At 55.4% G+C, this 17,553-nt stretch carries 16 protein-coding genes; 12 read left to right on the forward strand and 4 right to left on the reverse strand.

Features of this window, described 5'->3' with window-relative positions; genetic code table 11:
* The first annotated feature begins 3 nt into the window (after positions 1 to 3).
* From sfnG to M516_RS0109200, 3 genes are all read left to right on the forward strand, one after another.
* Complete coding sequence (gene sfnG, locus M516_RS0109190; protein WP_029098846.1) at positions 4 to 1,083, forward strand: dimethylsulfone monooxygenase SfnG; 1,080 nt, start codon at positions 4 to 6, stop codon at positions 1,081 to 1,083.
* A 20-nt stretch (positions 1,084 to 1,103) separates the two neighbouring features.
* Positions 1,104 to 2,309, forward strand: a complete 1,206-nt coding sequence (locus M516_RS0109195; protein WP_029098847.1) for an acyl-CoA dehydrogenase family protein — start codon at positions 1,104 to 1,106, stop codon at positions 2,307 to 2,309.
* Between the two features lie 186 nt (positions 2,310 to 2,495).
* Positions 2,496 to 3,212 (forward strand): HAD-IA family hydrolase, encoded by a 717-nt coding sequence (locus M516_RS0109200; protein ID WP_029098848.1) that lies wholly within the window; start codon positions 2,496 to 2,498, stop codon positions 3,210 to 3,212.
* A gap of 443 nt (positions 3,213 to 3,655) precedes the next feature.
* Here M516_RS0109200 and M516_RS23205 read toward each other — a convergent pair whose 3' ends face one another.
* Both M516_RS23205 and M516_RS0109210 read right to left on the reverse strand, forming a co-directional pair.
* Entirely contained in the window at positions 3,656 to 4,171 is a 516-nt protein-coding gene (locus M516_RS23205) for an SRPBCC family protein (protein ID WP_035289385.1), read from the reverse strand.
* Positions 4,168 to 4,497 carry an ArsR/SmtB family transcription factor gene (locus tag M516_RS0109210; protein ID WP_029098849.1) on the reverse strand — a complete coding sequence of 110 codons (330 nt, stop codon included), beginning with the start codon at positions 4,495 to 4,497 and terminating at the stop codon, positions 4,168 to 4,170. The genes M516_RS23205 and M516_RS0109210 overlap by 4 nt, the downstream gene beginning before the upstream one ends.
* Before the next feature lie 226 nt (positions 4,498 to 4,723).
* On the opposite strand from M516_RS0109210, the gene M516_RS0109215 reads away from it, so the two are divergent.
* The 3 genes from M516_RS0109215 (at position 4,724) to M516_RS0109225 (ending at position 7,743) form a co-directional block, all read left to right on the forward strand.
* Positions 4,724 to 5,278, forward strand: a complete 555-nt coding sequence (locus M516_RS0109215) for a flavodoxin family protein (RefSeq protein ID WP_029098850.1) — start codon at positions 4,724 to 4,726, stop codon at positions 5,276 to 5,278.
* Positions 5,279 to 5,546: 268 nt separating this feature from the next.
* On the forward strand, positions 5,547 to 6,407 hold the full coding sequence (locus M516_RS0109220; RefSeq protein WP_029098851.1) for a DNA/RNA non-specific endonuclease: 861 nt from the start codon (positions 5,547 to 5,549) through the stop codon (positions 6,405 to 6,407).
* A gap of 145 nt (positions 6,408 to 6,552) precedes the next feature.
* A complete protein-coding gene (locus M516_RS0109225) occupies positions 6,553 to 7,743 on the forward strand; it encodes an iron-containing alcohol dehydrogenase (RefSeq protein WP_035289387.1) in 1,191 nt (396 codons plus the stop codon).
* A 106-nt stretch (positions 7,744 to 7,849) separates the two neighbouring features.
* Here M516_RS0109225 and M516_RS0109230 read toward each other — a convergent pair whose 3' ends face one another.
* Both M516_RS0109230 and M516_RS0109235 read right to left on the reverse strand, forming a co-directional pair.
* Complete coding sequence (locus M516_RS0109230; protein WP_029098853.1) at positions 7,850 to 8,083, reverse strand: glutaredoxin family protein; 234 nt, start codon at positions 8,081 to 8,083, stop codon at positions 7,850 to 7,852.
* Between the two features lie 136 nt (positions 8,084 to 8,219).
* A complete protein-coding gene (locus M516_RS0109235) occupies positions 8,220 to 8,903 on the reverse strand; it encodes a Crp/Fnr family transcriptional regulator (RefSeq protein WP_051188170.1) in 684 nt (227 codons plus the stop codon).
* Between the two features lie 176 nt (positions 8,904 to 9,079).
* On the opposite strand from M516_RS0109235, the gene M516_RS0109240 reads away from it, so the two are divergent.
* The 6 genes from M516_RS0109240 to M516_RS0109270 all read left to right on the forward strand — a co-directional run bounded on the left by M516_RS0109240 (position 9,080) and on the right by M516_RS0109270 (position 17,538).
* Positions 9,080 to 9,430: a DsrE family protein gene (locus M516_RS0109240; protein WP_029098855.1), complete on the forward strand. Its 351-nt coding sequence runs from the start codon at positions 9,080 to 9,082 to the stop codon at positions 9,428 to 9,430.
* A 283-nt stretch (positions 9,431 to 9,713) separates the two neighbouring features.
* Complete coding sequence (locus M516_RS0109250) at positions 9,714 to 11,069, forward strand: cytochrome ubiquinol oxidase subunit I (protein ID WP_029098856.1); 1,356 nt, start codon at positions 9,714 to 9,716, stop codon at positions 11,067 to 11,069.
* A gap of 8 nt (positions 11,070 to 11,077) precedes the next feature.
* Positions 11,078 to 12,091, forward strand: a complete 1,014-nt coding sequence (locus tag M516_RS0109255) for a cytochrome d ubiquinol oxidase subunit II (protein ID WP_029098857.1) — start codon at positions 11,078 to 11,080, stop codon at positions 12,089 to 12,091.
* A gap of 440 nt (positions 12,092 to 12,531) precedes the next feature.
* On the forward strand, positions 12,532 to 14,673 hold the full coding sequence (locus M516_RS0109260) for a hydantoinase/oxoprolinase family protein (RefSeq protein ID WP_029098858.1): 2,142 nt from the start codon (positions 12,532 to 12,534) through the stop codon (positions 14,671 to 14,673).
* A gap of 60 nt (positions 14,674 to 14,733) precedes the next feature.
* The gene (locus M516_RS0109265; RefSeq protein WP_420796320.1) at positions 14,734 to 17,004 is read left to right on the forward strand and encodes a hydantoinase B/oxoprolinase family protein; all 2,271 of its coding nucleotides are present in this window, start codon (positions 14,734 to 14,736) and stop codon (positions 17,002 to 17,004) included.
* 27 nt (positions 17,005 to 17,031) lie between these two features.
* Positions 17,032 to 17,538, forward strand: coding sequence for an acetone carboxylase subunit gamma (locus M516_RS0109270; RefSeq protein WP_029098860.1), 507 nt, complete (start codon positions 17,032 to 17,034; stop codon positions 17,536 to 17,538).
* The last annotated feature ends 15 nt before the right edge of the window (positions 17,539 to 17,553 follow it).

Genomic DNA, 17,553 nt, shown 5'->3' on the forward strand with positions numbered 1-17,553 from the left:
TGCATGTCGGTGAAATTTGCGTATTGGGTCCCCAATGTCAGCGGCGGGTTGGTGATCTCCAAGATTCTGCAGCGAACCGAGTGGTCGTTTGAAGCGAATGCCCGTTATGCCCGGTATGCGGAAGAGGCCGGTTTTGAATTCGCGCTGCTGCAGACTCGCTTTATTGCCAGCTACGGCGCGGAAAATCAGTTGGAAGCCATTACCCTTGCGTCCGCCCTTGCAGCCGTCACGCAAAACATCAAGCTCATTGCCGCCGTGCTGCCTGGATTATGGCATCCGGGGGTGGTGGCCAAGATGATTTCCACGCTGGACCAGATCAGCCATGGCCGGGCAGCGGTCAATGTGGTCAGCGGGTGGTTCAAAGGCGAGTTCCACGGGTACGGCGAACCGTGGCTGGATCACGATGAACGGTACAGGCGATCCGAAGAATTCATCCGCATTCTCAAACAGATGTGGTCCGAAGAAGAGACCGTGTTTCGCGGAGATTTCTACCGGATTAACGGCGCCCCGTTGAAGCCGAAGCCGGTGTCCGCTCCGCCCGTTTTCCAAGGCGGCAACTCGGCTGCAGCCAGACAAATGGCTGCCAGAGTGTCGGACTGGTACTTTATGAACGGAAATGACATCGACGGGTTCAAAGCGCAAATCGAGGATGTGAAAAGGCTGGCCGCGGCACACAACCGCACCGTGAAGTTCGGCGCCAACGCCTTTGTCATCGTCCGGGATACGGAGGAGGAAGCCAGAGCGGTTCTCCAGGACATCATTCATCACGCCGACCCGGAGGCCGTGGAGGGGTTCCGCAGCCAGGTGCGTTTTGCCGGCCAGGCGTCGCCGGAACGGCAGGGGATGTGGGCGAATTCGGATTTTTCGAATCTGGTGCAGTACAATGATGGGTTCAAAACGGGACTCATCGGAACGGCGGAACAGGTGGCGGATCGGATCATCGAACTGAAAAAGATTGGCGTCGATCTGATCCTGACGGGCTTCCTGCATTACGAAGAAGACATTCTCGCATTCGGAAAAAACGTCATCCCGCTGGTCCGCGAAAAGGAAGAGGCGCTCGGAAAGACGGTATCCGCCAGGTAACGAAAAAAGGAGGAGAAGCCATGAGTGTTCCCACCAAGGATAAGGATCTCGATCGGGATTACCAACACATACGGGAAGAAATACGGACCCTTGTCGAAACGGTGATCAAACCGAGAGCCGAAGCGACGGACCGGGATGGTGTTTTCCCGAGAGAAAACCTGCAGGCCCTGGCCGAAGCGGGCTGGAACGGCGTATTGATTCCGGAGCGGTGGGAAGGGAGAGGCTTGGACCACGCTGCCTTTGCGATTGCCGCCGAGGAAATCGGGAAAGGATGTGCCTCCACGTCATTGGTGTACGTCATGCACGTCGGAGCCGTTCAAACCATCACGCTGTACGGCAATGACGATCAGAAGGAACGCTGGTTGAAGCCTGTGCGAAAAGGGCTGATCGGAACGTATTCCACAAGCGAGCGGGCATCGGGCGGACATTGGTGGTTCAATTTCAGCGAGGCTTCCCGGGACAGCGATGCGTATGTTCTGAACGCCGAAAAGTCGTTCACCACCAGCGCGGGGCAGGCTGATTTCTATCTCGTGCAGACCCGATCACCGGGCGCCCAATCGCCTACCGATGTGAGCTTTTTCATCGTGGACGGCCGCCTACCGGGGATTACGCCTGGTGTATGGGACGCGCTGGGCGTTCGCGGCAATCATAGCGGACCGATCCGATACGAGGGGGTTCGCGTCCATCCGCGAGATAAGCTCGGGGCTGACGGCCAGGGCAGGGAAATACTGGAGAGCGGCGTGTCTCCCGTGTATTTGATTGGATTGGGGTCCACGTGGCTGGGGGTTGCGGAAGCGGCGTTGGAAGCCGCGGCGGAGTATGTGAAAAACATGATTCATCGTGACTTCAACAAACGGTTGGCCGATTATCAAGTGATCCGGCAGCAGCTCGCCGAGGTGAAGGTCCTGATCGACAGCCTCAAGCCATGGCAGCTTTCATTGGCGAAGCAGCTGGATGAATTGCAGAAGCAGGGCAGGCCGCAGGTGGAACTGCTTCTGCCGCTCGTCTCGTTTAAAATTCACGCGTCGGAGGTGGCCGGCAAAGCGACCAAAGCCGCATTGGATGTGACCGGCGGGTACGGTTACAAGCGGGGCGTGTTCGAGCGGCTGTTCAGAGATGCGCGGGCCGGCATCGCGATGGGCCCTTCCAACAATATCGCCCGCGAATGGATCGGCAAATCCCTGGTCGGCCTGCCGCTTGAGCTGTGGCATGAAGGCGGCGATTAATCGCATATCGCTTTCGCAGGGAAACGAAGTCGAGCTGGTATGCTCATGTTGTATATACAGCTTACAGGACGATCCCCAACCTCTTTCTCATGGAGTTGCGACGATTCGCCGATAACTCTGTGTAAAGGGGTTCTTTTTTTGGGGGATTGTGGATTCACCACTTGTGGAACGGCAGGGGGGAAATGGATGTCCAGCAAGGTGTTATTCTGGGATTTTGACGGGACGTTGGGGCATCGCCGAGGGGGGAAGTGGAGCAGCGCCTTGCTCGAAGCCTTACACGAAATAGAACCTGATTGCGACGTTACCCTGGATGATCTCAAACCGTTAGTAAGCAGCGGTTTTCCGTGGCACCACCCTGATGTGGCACACACACATCTTCATACGCCTGAATTATGGTGGTCGAGTCTCAGAAAACAGGTGATTGAAAAAGCCTACCGCTCATTGGGTTATCATGAACATGCAGCGCAAAGGCTGGCTTTGATTGCACAGGAAACCTATATCGATGTGAAAAAATGGGCGCTGTATGAAGACGCGCTTCCTGTGTTGGAGCGTCTAAAAGAACAAGGCTGGATCCATGCCGTCATTTCCAATCATGTTCCTGAGCTGCAAGACATCCTGAATTATTTAGGTTTAACAGATTTTATTTCAGTAATAATAAACTTTTCGTTGGAAGGATATGAGAAACCACATCCACAACTCTACCAAATCGCATTGCAAAAGGTAGGGAATCCCCGTACAGTATGGATGATTGGCGACAATCTACATGCAGACGTCCTTGGGGCAGAAAACGTAGGGATTAAAGGAATTTTAGTGAGGACAGAAGAGAAAAGGGCCGCGTTTCAGGCCAAAGATCTGTATGAAATCCCCAACATTCTCGCACGGGTTGAACAGCAGGAGCCATGATGTCCACGCCGGGTGATTGTTTTGCGATTCTGATCAAGGAAACGCATAAAAAGAAAGCAAGCAGCGCGATCCGTAAGCTAAACGTTCATTCCTGTCTGTTTCCGGCCAACGGAGATTGGCTTGCAGTCGTAACGGAAAATGCAGTCGAAAGCGGATCGGAACACGTACAACATCTATCGGCTCGACTCCACCCCCCAGTCCTTTTACTTCGTGTTCCGGGAAAATAAAGATATTGTAGGTCTTCATGTATCGTAGTATCGTCAGTTTTTTTAAATAAGTATAGACTGACTTGTCACAAATACAAACAGCAGCCTTGGACGAGAGAATAAGGTCCTAGACTGCTGCTGCTTTCTTGCACTAACGCCCCCTTTCGTTCAACAGGAACTTGCATAAAAAGGGCCAATTGGCACTTTTAACGTGTCACCCCTTTACCAATCCTGCTCTCAATTGATCCCCAACAGCTCTGCATACCGCGCGAACAGTTCCCGCCAACCGTAGTTGACCGCGTTATGTCCCACCATTGAGGGCATCTTCTCGCCAGCCAATGTTCCAGCAAGGCCGTCAAGACAAAGGTGCCATCCCGCCGCGTAGGAGGGTGCTTCCTGACGATCTGCGAAGCGGTGTCGAAGAACCAGGAAGGTCTTGTCTCCATCACCGCTCAGTTCCCATCGCAGGATGTCGTCCCCCCATCTAAATACGAGCAGGTGCGGTGCGTTGACTTCCAGGACATATCCTTCCTTCTCATCGGCCTCGGGCATGTCGATGTGTGCCAGTCGTACCGCCCCGGTCGTGGTCAGATCCCTGTCTGTCGTGAAAGGTCCCCAATTGGGGATCTGCTCGGCCTGGGTCAGTGCAGCCCAGACCTCCTCGCGCGGATGCTCCAGGATCCGTTCGAGCACAAGGACCCAGTCGCCGTCGTCTCGGGTGAGGCGGGGATTTCCTGAAACGTGTGAACTCACTTTGTGGTTCCCTCCCGTGAAATTTTTCTCTGGTCGAGGTGCTCGGCCAGGGCGTCAACATGCTGATTCCACTTTATCCGATAAGCACTCAACCACTCGTCGATCTCCGCGAGCGGCCCGGCATCCAGAGAATAGATGCGACGCTGGGCCTCGACCCGGACCCGTACAAGACCACTTTCGCGGAGCGTCCTAAGGTGTTTGGATATCAAGGGCTGTGACAGACCGAGATCTTTGGCCAGCTCAGTGACACTGGAGTCGGACTGTAGTAGCCGGTCCAGGATGCGTCGGCGGGAAGGCTCTGCAATCACGGCGTAGGTGTCGAGCATTGCTCCTCGTCCTCCTTCCTTCAGGAGGTATTATAAACTGATATTCATATAACCGTCAATTCATATATGGAATTTCAACCACCAGCAGGTGGATGGACCGATGGATTTTCCTGTATGATAACCTTGTCCCAATCGCCAAGGGAGATGAGAAGAAAAGGGAATCCTCCCGATTGGGGCATCATCGTACGCAGTCATTCATCTTGACAAGGAATGGAGAGAAACAGGGATGAAAGTTCTGGCCATCTATGGAAGTTCCCGTGCGAATGGCAACACGGACCACCTCACTGATCTCGTCGTAGAGGGGCTCCCCTGCACCAAAATATACCTGCGTGACAAGCGCATCGAGGCAATCGAGGACCGGCGTCACACGGCAGAAGGGTTTCAACCGGTTGATGACGATTACGATCAGGTCATATCCGAGGTCCTTTCCCACGACATTCTCATCTTTGCGACTCCCCTGTATTGGTATGGCATGTCGGGGAGAATGAAGGATTTTGTGGATCGCTGGTCGCAAAGCCTGCGCGACAAACCGAACTTCAAGGAAGAGATGAGCAGAAAGAAAGGATATGTGATTATCGTCGGCGGTGACAACCCGCGCGTAAAGGCACTCCCGTTGGTACAGCAGTTCCAGTACATTTTTGACTTTGTCTCCATCGATTTTGGCGGATATGTGATCGGCTCGGCCAATCGGCCGGGGGACATCATGGGCGACGATCGTGCGCTGTTTGAAGCCCGGAAGATGAAGGAAGAGATCGTTCAGCTTCTCAATCAAAGAAAGTAAAACGTAAAACGCCCGATGCCCCTTTCGCATTGACCTCTTGAAAAAACGAAGCGGCCAGTGTGTGTCGGTATGATGCCGGGGCACACTGGTTTCGTCGTTGTTGGAAACGTTTCGGGTTGTCGAACCGCGCGTTCATTCCCGTTTACAAAAGCTCCCTTCTTTCGTCAAAGGATTCGACTGACCGGCTGCCGAAATGCAGACGTAGCAAATGCAGCGAAGCGAATGCGGCTTGAACGCTTTTCACGACGGAGAAAGGGAGGAATCGGTTATGGGCTATGATCCCGCTTTTCTGGGAGAACCGCACGACGTTCCTTTGCCTTTGCTGCTGGGAAAAACGGCGGAAGACGCGTTGGAAAACGGAAGGGTGTATGACTTTACCCACTTCTCCATTGTGATGAACAGACGGCGGAAGTTTGCGGTTTATTCCGCTGCATGCGTGGATGAAAGCCGATTGATCAACGTGCCCCGCGATAACCAATCATGGCATGTGGATGACCGCATCGGGGCGGAGAACCAGGTCGGACCGGAATATTATGCACAGAATGAGTATGACAAGGGACATTTGACGCGCAGGAGAGATGTCTGCTGGGGAGAGCGGCGCGAAGCGGAAAAAGCCAACCATGACTCGTTCTGCTACGCCAATATCGTACTGCAGCACCACAACTTCAACACGGGGGTCTGGAACTGCCTGGAGGATTGGATTCTGAACAGTCTGAAAAGCGAGAAAAAATTGATCGTGATCACCGGACCGATTTTCAAGGACGACGACGAAGAGTACTGCGGCGTACACGGCCGACCAGGCTGCCAGGTGAAAGTTCCCTTCGGCTTTTGGAAAAGCGTGTTTTACGTGGACAGGCGCCAACGCTTAAAAGGCTTGTCGTTTCTCATTCGGCAGAGTCCGGAACGTTCCAACGATGCGTGCGAGTATCGGCGGCTGCAGACGTATCAGGTACCGCTGACGACCATCACCAGAGAAACGGAGCTGCATTTCAAGCACAGCCTTTATGAGGCGAATCCCCTGTTGTTCTGGACGAGCCGTCTTGCTGCCGCCAGCCGCCTGTCCACACCGGAGAAGCATCTGATTACACAACCGGCAGACATCATCATGGATCGGGAGGTTTCAGGGTAAGGAATAGGATCAAACGTCATCGGAAAAGGGAAAGTCGGACATGCCGGTGTATCCGCCGGATGGAGCAGGGATGAGAATGCGCGGCTTCGGCACGAGCAGGTCATGTGCGCGGCCTTGTCCGATAAAATCATGAAGGGGGAATACGATGGCGATTCATGAAGTGCGAATGCCCGGCCGCATTTTGTACGGACGCGGCTCCTTCGCGGAAGTAGGCAGGATGGCTGCCTCTTTGGGAAAAAACGTGTTGATCGTCAGCGATCCGATCATGGACAGGATGGGCAATGTAGCGGCTTGTGAACAGTATCTGTCCGAACAGGGCATTCCTTGCGCCAAATACGTCGGGGTTGATTCCGAGCCGACGGACCGCCATGTGGACGAAGCGCTAACCATGTGCAGGGAACTGGGGTGCGATACCCTGGTGGCCGTAGGCGGCGGCAGTTGTTTGGATACCGCCAAGGCGGCAGCCGTGCTCATGACGAACGGGGGCCACATCCGGGACTATGTGGGCAGCCACAAGCCCTTTGCGAACAAACCGCTCCCGCTCATTGCCGTACCCACTACGGCAGGTACAGGCTCTGAGGTGACCAAGGTGACGGTTATCATCGACACGGAACAGGACGTCAAGATGATGCTGGCACGGCCGGAACTGCTTCCGGCTGTCGCAATTGTAGATCCCATCCTGACCCTGTCGTGCCCGCCGTCGGTTACAGCCGCCACCGGGGTGGACGCGTTGTGCCATGCCATGGAGGCGTTTATTTCCCGCTGCGCCCAGCCGGTCACGGACGCATGGGCCTTGCAGGCGATCGAACTCATCATGAAGAATCTCCGCTTGGCGTATGAGCAGGGAGACAACCTGGAGGCGAGGGAACAGATGGCCCTGGCGTCCATGCTGGCCGGTGCGGCGTTTTCCAATGCATCCGTGACGCTCGTCCACGGCATGTCCCGCCCGATCGGCGCCATGTTTCACGTTCCGCACGGCGTTTCCAATGCCATGCTGCTTCCGGCCGTACTGGAGTTTACCAAAGAAAGCGCTCTGGAACGGTTGGCGATCATCGGACGGATCATTGCGTCGGATGGGACGGGGCGATCGGAAGCGGAAACGGTTGACAAGCTGATTCTGGAGATCAAAAGGTTATGCCGGGATTTGCAGATTCCGAACGTGAAGACATGGGGTATCGACAAAACCAGGTGGAATCAGGTGGTATCGAAAATGGCGGCGGATGCTTTGGCCAGCGGCAGCCCGGGCAATCATCCCCGAATTCCCACCCATGACGAATTGGTCCAGCTCTATCATGTCTGTTATGACTATGATTTCAGCGTACACACGGAAAGATGAACACTGCAAAACGCTTCCATTCCATGGAATACGGAGGCGTTTTCTTTGCTCCGCTTCGTTTCTTAGTCCATGCGGTGCATGGTTACGGAGACGATGAGTACGCTCCTTATTTTGACGAGTTCAGGAAAGCCTCGATTTTGTCGCGGTCAAACACATGAAAAGCTCGGCCGTTCAGCACGATAAAAGGGGTAGCGATGCCCCCCTCGCGCAGCATTTGGTCAAATTTCACTTGATCGAACGTGACATTGATCACTTCATACGCGACGTCTTTTTGCTTGAAATATTGCAAGACCTGTTCGCATGCCGCGCATCCGTCGCTTACGTACAGGGTTATTCTCATGAGGGACACCACCTGTCTTTGGGTTTGTTCCCTGCCGATTCCGTTCAGTTTATCGAATGGAAGCGGTCGTGACTGTAAGCTGATTCACAATCACAGCCGGACAAAACGGAAGCGATGTGTTCAGGGGTTCCGTTCCTCAGCCAAAAAGCTGTTCTTTTACCCGCTCACGATGAACGGAGATGGTTTTGCGCCCGGTTCGGATCAGCTCTTCTTTTGCCAGTTCATTGATCGCTGCGGTTACGGATTCACGAGTGGCACCGATCATGTTGCCGATTTCCTGATGCGTGAGAGGGAGATCGATTCGATGATACCCATCTTCCAGCACGCCAAATTCTGCGGAAAGATTCAGCAGCAAAAAGAGTAGCTTCTCTCTGACAGTGCCTAGTGCCAGTTTCTCCAGCATCTCGTTCTTTTCGTTCAATTGGTCGCTCAGGATCCTCATGACCCGTTTCATGATATGGGGACGGGTGGATAAGAATTTCTCAAATTGCTCACCGCTCATGGAGCAGAGCAACGTGTCATCAATCGTTTCAATATACACGCCATGGGTGCCGAGAGAGAACGAGTCGATCTCGCCAAACGTACTTCCTTTCCCCAAAATCCCCACAGTAAACTGTTTTCCCTCTGAATTGACAATATACAGGCGCAAAGCCCCTTCCTTTACGAAGAAAAGTCCATCCCGAACCATCTCGGGCGTTTGGATGATGGTATGTTTGCGTATTTTGGCATGGCGCGTCCCTTTGTCTATCTCTTCCATATCCTCGGGAGAGAGCTTGTCAAACAGTTTGATTTGAGACAAATACCACAGTTTGTTCATCATGCCCTGCCCCCCAAGCATTGTGTATTTTTTACTTTACCATACGAAGGATGTCCATGCACAACGGGAAGGGCAGCAGCGAGAATGTAACCTACTTCACAGTCGATGAAGGAACTGCATTACAGATGCCCGATCAAACCAAAGTTATACTGAAACCATCAACACAAGGAGGGATGAACATGAAAAACGTCGCGATCTTTGTGCACGCAGGTGAAAATGAACTGGGAAGAGCCGTTCATGGGCTGCTGTATGCAGAGGAAATCAACGCTGCCGGCGGAAACGTGAAATTGATCTTCGATGGCGAAGGGACGCTGTGGATTCGCCGTTTTGAGGATCCGAGCCATCCGATGAACCCGTTATACAAAAAAGTCAAGGAATTGGGTGTGATCGAGGCTTGTGATTATTGCGCCGGGGCTTTCGGAGCAAAGGAAGACGTACAGAAGGCGAACATTGCGTCGGCAAAAGACAACCAAGGTCACGCCAGTATCGCAAATCTGATCGCGGAAGATTACCACATTATTACCCTGTAAGGGAAGCACATGCGTTGGAAAGGTGGCGAGGTACAATCTCGCTGCCTTTTTTCATATGTGAAGCTCCGCAAGCAGGCCAAACCGGGAAGGGACGAAAATGGAAATTCCTGCATATCAGGAGCGGGATTGGGAAAAATAAGGCAGCGGATGGGAGGGAATCAGACATGCAGTCCTTTCGCAAGCAAGAAATTCGGCTGGCTTATTTCTGTTTCGGGATTTCCTTTCTCTTGCTGATTGCTTTGCTCATGAAGTGGATGCGTGGGTAAACGAAAGGAGAAGAACCGTGTTTGCATTTGACCAGGTGATCGCAGCCAGACTGCTGACCTCGCTTACATTGGGCTTTCACATCATTTTCGCGACGATGGGGGTGGGAATTCCCCTGTGCATCTCGTTGGCGGAATTTGTCGGGCTATGGAAAAAAGACGTCCATTACCTTCTCCTGGCCCGACGATGGGCACGGGGGTATGTGATCACGGTTGCCGTGGGAGTCGTGACGGGGACCTGCATCGCGCTGCAGCTTGTCTTTCTGTGGCCGGGTTTTATGCAGCTCGCCGGCAAGGTGATCGGGTTGCCGCTGTTTTTGGAGACATTCGCCTTTTTCTTTGAAGCGATTTTTCTGGGGATGTACCTGTACACGTGGGATCGCTTCCAAAACCCGTGGCTTCATTGGGTTTTGTCTGTTCCGATCATCATCGGGGCGGTTGGTTCCGCTTGTTTCATTACCTCCGTCAATGCGTTCATGAATACGCCCCAAGGCTTTCGGCTGGAAAACGGCGTGATCACCGCGATCGATCCGTGGCAGGCCATGTTTAATCCGGCTGCGCCGTCGAAGGTGGCTCATGTGCTGTCGTCGGCGTTTTTAACGGTCTCGTTCGTGTTGGCCGCGATCGCCGCGTATCACCTCTATCGAAAGAAACAGCATGAGTACTATCAAAAGGCGCTCGGGTTTACGATGCTCCTTTCCTTGGTGTTTTCCGTTCTCAATACGGTGATGGGAGACTGGTCCGGAAAATTTTTGGCCGAATCCCAACCGGAAAAACTGGCCGCAGGGGAGTGGCATTTTCATACAGGAGCCCGGGCGAAGCTGATTGTCGGCGGCATTTTACACGAAGACACCTTGGAAACGGAGTATGCGTTGGGCATCCCCCTGCTGTTAAGCATCCTGGCGAAAGGAACCCCCGATGCGAAGGTAATCGGGCTGGATCAGTTTCCCCGCGAGCTTTGGCCGCCGCTGTACGTGCACTACTTCTTCGACCTGATGGTGGGGTTGGGGGCGTATTTGTTTGTCGTGTCGTTCCTGTTTGTCGGCTTGTCCTTTTTGCAGAAGAGAGGCAAACTGACGCGGTTTTCGAGATACAATCGCCCCGTCCTCGCCGCCATCATGGCTGGCGGCCCGTTTGCCGTGCTGGCCACGGAGTGCGGCTGGATTTTTGCCGAAGTCGGCCGGCAGCCGTGGATTTTGCGGGGGGTTTTGCGAACGGGCGAAGCAGTCACTCCGGCGGCTTACCTGCCTGAAATGCTTGTGTTGTTTGTCTTGCTGTATGTATTCCTGGCCGTGCTGGTGACGAGCGTGCTCGTTCGATTGTTCCGCAAAACACCACCGGAAGTGGAGCTGGAAGCCAGAAAAATCATCTTGTAGGGGGCGCCATGGAACTGCACAAGATTGGCATTGCCATCGCGTGGATCTTTCTGTACGGGTATCTGATCGTCGCTTCCATTGATTTTGGTGCCGGGTTTTTCTCCTTTTACGGAAAGCTGACGAAACGCGACCACATCATCAACGCGATTATTGACCGGTATTTGTCCCCGGTGTGGGAGGTAACGAATGTCTTTTTGATTTTTTTCGTGTATGCGGTCATCGGCTTTTTTCCGGACGTCGCCTACATGTATGGCGTCGCGCTGCTCGTTCCCGGAAGCGTGGCGCTGCTGCTGATCGCGATTCGGGGGTCGTTCTATGCGTTTGCCAATTACGGAGCGCGAAAAAACACGGTGTACCTGTTTGTCTATGGAGTGACGGGGCTGTTCATCCCGGCTTCGTTGGCCACGCTGTTGACGATCTCCGAGGGTGGTTTTATTTCGGTCGACGGACAGCGCGTGGAACTTCTTCTGCATCAGCTTGTCCGCAGCCCGTACGCCTGGGTGGTCGTCCTGTTGGCCATTGTCAGCGTTCTGTTCATCAGCGCGTCCTTTTTAACCTACTATGCGGATCGGGCGAACGATACGGAGGCGCGGGAGGTGCTGCGCCGGTTTGCCCTGTACAACAGCCTGCCGACGATCTTTGTGAGTTTCCTCGCCTTCTTTACGATCCGTACCCATAATCCCGAGCATTTTGAGCGGATGCTTTCCATGAGTTGGATGTTTATGGCTTCTCTCGCCTGCTTTCTCCTTGCGCTGGCGTTGATCATCCAGCGGAAATGGTACGGAACCGCCTTTCTCTTTGTCATGCTGCAGTTTGCCTTTGCATTCTTCGGGTATGGCCGTTCCCATCTGCCGTATCTGCTGTATCCCTATCTGACCGTGGAATCGGGGGTGACCAGCGATGCGATGGGCGTGGCGCTGATTGCGGCCTTTGTTGGCGGCATTCTGCTGCTGATTCCGTCCTTGTTTTTGCTCATGCGGCTGTTTGTTTTCAGCGCGACTTACGTGCAGGGGAGGAAGTAGGATCTGCGGGCAGCGTGAGGGAACAGAACACAGGCAGCCGGCGCTCTGAGTGGAGTGCCGGCTGCTTTTTTTGCGCGCCGCGGGCAGCCCGGTGCACGCGATTCGGCGGCGTGGGGGAATTCTCCGGCAGTCCGCCGGTGCACGAAACCCGTCATGCGGAGGATAGCGGAACGGGCAGACCGCAGCCGGTGTGAAAACAGTGGACGAGCTGTTCACCCGTGTAGCGAACACGTGTAGCGAATCGCTACAGGCAGCTCCATCTGCGGAAGAGGAGGCCGGTTGTCTCCGCGCGGAAAATCCCTGCCGCAGAACGCGGAAATTCCATGCATGGCTGCGGACCAGGGTTGGCATCGTTTGTGCTTGTAGGTAGATGCAGCAAGAGCGGGCCTCTTGTGTGAACGAATCAACGACTCATGGATGGAAGGGAGATGATTTACCACATGGGAAGCATTAATGCGCAAATTCTCGCGATCGACGCCGGAGGCACCATGACCGACACCTTCATCATCAACGACAAAGGGGAATTTGTGGTCGGCAAGGCGCAGTCCACCCCTGACGACGAGTCGATCGGCCTCTTGAACTCGGCGCGTGATGCCCTCTCCTACTGGAACACCACGGTGGAAGAGGCGTTCCCCCAGTTGGTGGCGGGCGTGTATTCCGGGACGGCGATGCTCAACCGCCTGGTTTCCCGGAAAGGACGGCGCGTCGGGCTGATCGTCAACAAAGGGATGGAAGACTTCCACCGGATGGGGAGAGCCATTCAGGCTTATCTCGGGTACTCGTATTCGGACCGCCTGCATCTGAACACACACCGCTACGACCCGCCCCTGGTACCGCGGGAGCTGACACGGGGGATCACCGAACGGGTCGACCTGTTTGGCAATGTGGTGATTCCGCTGTATGAACACGAAGTGGAACAAGCGGTGGTCGAGCTGTTGGATCAGCAGGTGGAAGCCATCGTCATCAGCTTCCTCCATTCCTACAAGTACCCTGCGCATGAGCGCAAGGTCCGCGACATGGCGAAGGCCATCATGAACAAACGGGGCCAAGAGGTGCCGATTTTCGCGTCGGTCGACTACTACCCGCTGCGCAAGGAGTCGCACCGAACCAATACCACCATCATCGAGGCGTATGCGGCCGATCCGTCCCGCGAAACGCTGCTGAAGATCGACAAGCGGGTCAAGGAGAGAGGGGCCAAATTCGACCTGCGGGTGATGGCCAGCCATGGCGGAACGATCAGTTACCGGGCGAATGAACTGGCCCGCACGCTGGTGTCGGGACCGATCGGCGGCGTTGTGGGGGCCAAGTATTTGGGCGAGCACCTGGGCATCCGCAATATCGCGTGTTCGGACATCGGCGGGACCAGTTTTGACATGGCGCTGATCACGCAGGGGGATCTGAGCATCAATACGAGTCCGGACATGGCACGTCTGGTCCTGTCTCTGCCGTTGGTCGCGATGGATACGGTGGGGGCCGGTGCCGGCAGCTTCGTCCGGATCGACCCGAACTTCAAGTCGATTACGCTGGGGCCGGACAGCGCCGGATACCGGGTAGGCGTGTGCAATCCGGCGGGCGGCATTGAAACCGTTACCGTATCCGACTGCCACGTCGTGCTCGGATTGATCAATCCCGACAATTTCCTGGGCGGAGAGGTGAAACTGTATCCGGAGCGAGCGTACCAGGCGGTCAAGGAACAAATCGCCGATCCGCTCGGCCTGACGGTGGAGGACGCCGCCTACGGAGTGATCGATCTCCTGGAGTCGCAGCTCCGCAATTACCTGGAATCGATGATTCTCGGCAAGGGGTACTCTCCTTCCCAATACGTGTGCTTCTCGTACGGCGGGGGCGGACCGCTGCACACGGCCGGCTACACCAAAGGGCTTGGCTTCGAGGACATCCTGGTCCCGGCGTGGGCTGCCGGATTTTCCGCCTTCGGATGCGGGGCGGCCGATTTCGAGTACCGCTACGACAAAACGCTGGACATCAATGTAAACGCGGCCGCGGCCGAACAGGAGAAAACGGACGCGATCGGCGAACTGCAGCAGGCATGGGTGGAACTGATGGACAAAGTGGCCGACGAATTCGAGAAAAACGGGTTCCCGCGCAATCAGGTCGAATTCCGCTTCTATTTCCGCATGCAGTATCAGGGGCAGTTGAACGACCTGGAAATCGAATCGCCGATCCAGGCACTGCGCACGGTGGAAGACTGGAATGTGCTGGTTCACACCTTTGAGGAGACGTACGGCCGCGTGTATGCGAAAGCCGCCCGTTCCCCCGAACTGGGCTACTCGGTGACCGGAGCGATTGTGCGCGGGATCGTCGAAGTGCCGAAGCCGAAAATTCCGGAAGAGCCGCTCGGCGGCGAACAGCCTCCGCAGGACGCGTACCTGGGCAGCCGCCCTGTGTATTGGAAAGGAAAGTGGACGACGGCCGACATCTGGGAAATGGAAAAACTGAAAGCGGGGAACCGGATCAAGGGGTTTGCCATCCTGGAATCGTCCGCGACGACGTTTGTCATTCCGCCGGGGTATGAGACGCGTCTGGATCGCCACCGCATCTTTCACCTGAAGGAACCCAAATGAGCGCAATCGATGGCGCCATTGGCTTGAGAAAAATGGGAGGAGGGATTGGAAGTGGCAAATGTGCAGAGTGAATGGTTGGTTCAAAACAATGCCCGCCGTCCGATCGGCTTTCATGGAAAAACGCTCAAACAAATGAGGGAAGAAATTGACCGGCTGAGCCGCGAAACCGGTCATTATGCCGGGTTGAAGGAACTGCCGTTCAAGGAATCGGAGCCGATTCGGTACGAAAAAATATTCGCGAAACTGCGTGGAGGTGTGGTTCATGCCCGCGAGACGGCCAAGCGGGTGGCCGCTTCCCCCATCGTCGAACAGGAAGGGGAACTGTGTTTTACCCTGTACACGCCGGAAGCGGATTCCATCGTGACCTCGACGGGCATCATCATCCACGTGGGAACGATGGGCGCTGCGATCAAGTACATGATCAAAAACGACTACGAGGAAAATCCGGGCATCGAACCGGGCGACATCTTCTGCAACAACGACTGCCAGATCGGCAACGTACACCCGTGCGACGTGCACACCATCGTGCCGATTTTCTGGGGACACGAACTGGTCGGCTGGGTGGGCGGTGTCACCCACGTGATCGATGTCGGGGCCACCGCTCCCGGCAGCATGACGGTCGGGCCCGTGACGCGATACGATGACGGCTATCAGGTGGCCTGCCGAAAAATCGGCAAAAACGACACGCTGCTGAAAGACTGGCTGATTGAAAGCCAGCGCTCCGTCCGCACGACCAAATACTGGCTGCTGGATGAACGGACCCGCGTCGCCGGCTGCCACATGATCCGCGACCTGGTGCTGCAGATCATCGAAGAGGAAGGCATTGACACGTACAAACAGTTTATCCGGGAAGTGATCGAGGACGGCCGGCGCGGGTTCATCAACCAGGTGAAGTCGATGACCATTCCGGGCACATACCGCGGCGTTTCGTTCGTTGACGTCCCCTATCAAAATCTGGACGTGCCGCCGTATGCGCGGGTAAACACCATCATGCACGCCCCGTCCGAGATGACGATTCACAAGGACGGGAAACTGGAAATCGACTTTGAAGGGGTCAACCGCTGGGGCTGGCACAGCTACAACGCGACGCCGGTCTCGATTACCAGCGGGATCTGGGTGATGCTCTCCCAAACCTTGATCCCGAACGACCGGGTCAACGACGGCGCCTATTATGCAAGCCGGTTTGGCCTGCCCTACGGCTCCTGGCTGAATCCCGACGACATCCGCACCGCCCACAGCTACGCCTGGCATTTCCTCGTTTCCGCCTGGAGCCCGCTGTGGCGTTCGCTGAGCCGGACCTATTTTGCCCGCGGCTATCTGGAAGAAGTGAACGCGGGGAACGCGAATACCAGCAACTGGCTGCAGGGCGGCGGGTACAACCAGTTTCATGAAAACCACGCGGTCAACAGCTTCGAATCGGCGGCAGAAGGCGTCGGGGCGAGTGCGGTCAAGGACGGTATCGATCACGCCGCCGCCGTATGGAATCCCGAAGGCGACATGGGGGACATGGAAATCTGGGAGCTGGCCGAACCGCTCTTGTACCTCGGACGGTCAATCAAGCCGAACACGGGCGGATACGGAAAATACCGGGGAGGAAACGGGTACGAAACCCTGCGGATGGTCTGGGGAGCCAAGGACTGGACCATGTTCTTCATGGGCAATGGCTACATGTCCAGCGATTGCGGCCTGATGGGCGGCTATCCGGCCGCTTCCGGGTACCGGTTCGAAGCGCACGGGACCAACATCAAGGAACTGATCGAAAAGAAACGGCCGCTGCCGTTGGGAGGAGATCCGGACCCCGGCAATCCGCAGTACGAAAAACTGATCACCGCCAAAGAAATCAAACGCGACAAGCAGGCGATCACGACCGAGGAGATTTTTGACAATTACGACTTGTATCTGAATTACCTGCGGGGAGGCCCCGGTTTTGGCGATCCGCTCGAACGCAATCCGAAAGCGATCGAAACCGACCTGAACGAAGGCCATCTGCTGCCGGCCTATGCGGAGAAAGTGTACGGCGCCGTCATCGCCCAGGACCAGAAAGGCCGCTGGGTGGTCGATGAGGCGAAGACCGAACAGCGCCGGGCCGAAATCAGAAAAGAGCGGATCAAGCGCGGCAAACCCACGCGCGAATGGATGAAGCAGGAGAGGGAGAACATTCTCAACAAGCAGGCGGCCATTCAGGTTCGTCACATGTACGCCGGCAGCTTTGCCCTCAGCGAGAAATTCACCAAACAGTTCAAGGAGTTCTGGGATCTGCCGGAAGAGTGGATCATCAAGGAAAGCGAATTGGGCATCCCGGTATTCGGGGCCCGCAATCAAATCCAATAGCGACAGGGGAGCCAAGGAGGTTGAGCCATGCCCAAATACGACAAGCGTACGATTGAAGAACTGATCGACGGCACGATTGATTTTTTCAAACTAAAGGAGATGCTCTCCCATTTTAAAGATCCCGAGCGGTTTGACACCTATCTCGGCATCCTGCAGGAACGGGTGCCGTGGGAAGACCGGATTCTCCTCCCGGCCGGCCTGCACTTGTACATCGTGCAGAAAGAAAGCGGCGACCGCATCGTGAAGTGCGATTGCGGCCACGAATTCTGCGACTACCGGGACAACTGGAAACTGCATGCGCTCATTTACGTCCGGGATACGGAAGAGAAGCTGGAGGAACTGTATCCCAAACTGCTGGCGCCCGACCCGCAGTGGCAGGTGATCCGGGAATACTACTGCCCGTCATGCGGCGTGCAGTTGGAAGTGGAAAACGTGACGCCCTGGTATCCGGTCATCAAGGATTTCGAGCCCGACATCGACGCGTTTTATGAAGAATGGCTCGGACGTCCCGTGCCCCAGCCGAAGGTGGGATAGCGCAACAGACAAAAG

Source organism: Brevibacillus thermoruber 423, assembly GCF_000454065.1.
GTDB lineage: Bacteria > Bacillota > Bacilli > Brevibacillales > Brevibacillaceae > Brevibacillus > Brevibacillus thermoruber.

Bases quoted from the DNA above. Each gene is read 5' to 3' on its own strand.
- sfnG (WP_029098846.1), top strand. From the start codon at position 4: ATGTCGGTGAAATTTGCGTATTGGGTCCCCAATGTCAGCGGCGGGTTG.
- M516_RS0109195 (WP_029098847.1), top strand. From the start codon at position 1,104: ATGAGTGTTCCCACCAAGGATAAGGATCTCGATCGGGATTACCAACAC.
- M516_RS0109200 (WP_029098848.1), top strand. From the start codon at position 2,496: ATGTCCAGCAAGGTGTTATTCTGGGATTTTGACGGGACGTTGGGGCAT.
- M516_RS0109210 (WP_029098849.1), bottom strand. From the start codon at position 4,497: ATGCTCGACACCTACGCCGTGATTGCAGAGCCTTCCCGCCGACGCATC.
- M516_RS0109215 (WP_029098850.1), top strand. From the start codon at position 4,724: ATGAAAGTTCTGGCCATCTATGGAAGTTCCCGTGCGAATGGCAACACG.
- M516_RS0109220 (WP_029098851.1), top strand. From the start codon at position 5,547: ATGGGCTATGATCCCGCTTTTCTGGGAGAACCGCACGACGTTCCTTTG.
- M516_RS0109225 (WP_035289387.1), top strand. From the start codon at position 6,553: ATGGCGATTCATGAAGTGCGAATGCCCGGCCGCATTTTGTACGGACGC.
- M516_RS0109230 (WP_029098853.1), bottom strand. From the start codon at position 8,083: ATGAGAATAACCCTGTACGTAAGCGACGGATGCGCGGCATGCGAACAG.
- M516_RS0109235 (WP_051188170.1), bottom strand. From the start codon at position 8,903: ATGATGAACAAACTGTGGTATTTGTCTCAAATCAAACTGTTTGACAAG.
- M516_RS0109240 (WP_029098855.1), top strand. From the start codon at position 9,080: ATGAAAAACGTCGCGATCTTTGTGCACGCAGGTGAAAATGAACTGGGA.
- M516_RS0109255 (WP_029098857.1), top strand. From the start codon at position 11,078: ATGGAACTGCACAAGATTGGCATTGCCATCGCGTGGATCTTTCTGTAC.
- M516_RS0109260 (WP_029098858.1), top strand. From the start codon at position 12,532: ATGGGAAGCATTAATGCGCAAATTCTCGCGATCGACGCCGGAGGCACC.
- M516_RS0109270 (WP_029098860.1), top strand. From the start codon at position 17,032: ATGCCCAAATACGACAAGCGTACGATTGAAGAACTGATCGACGGCACG.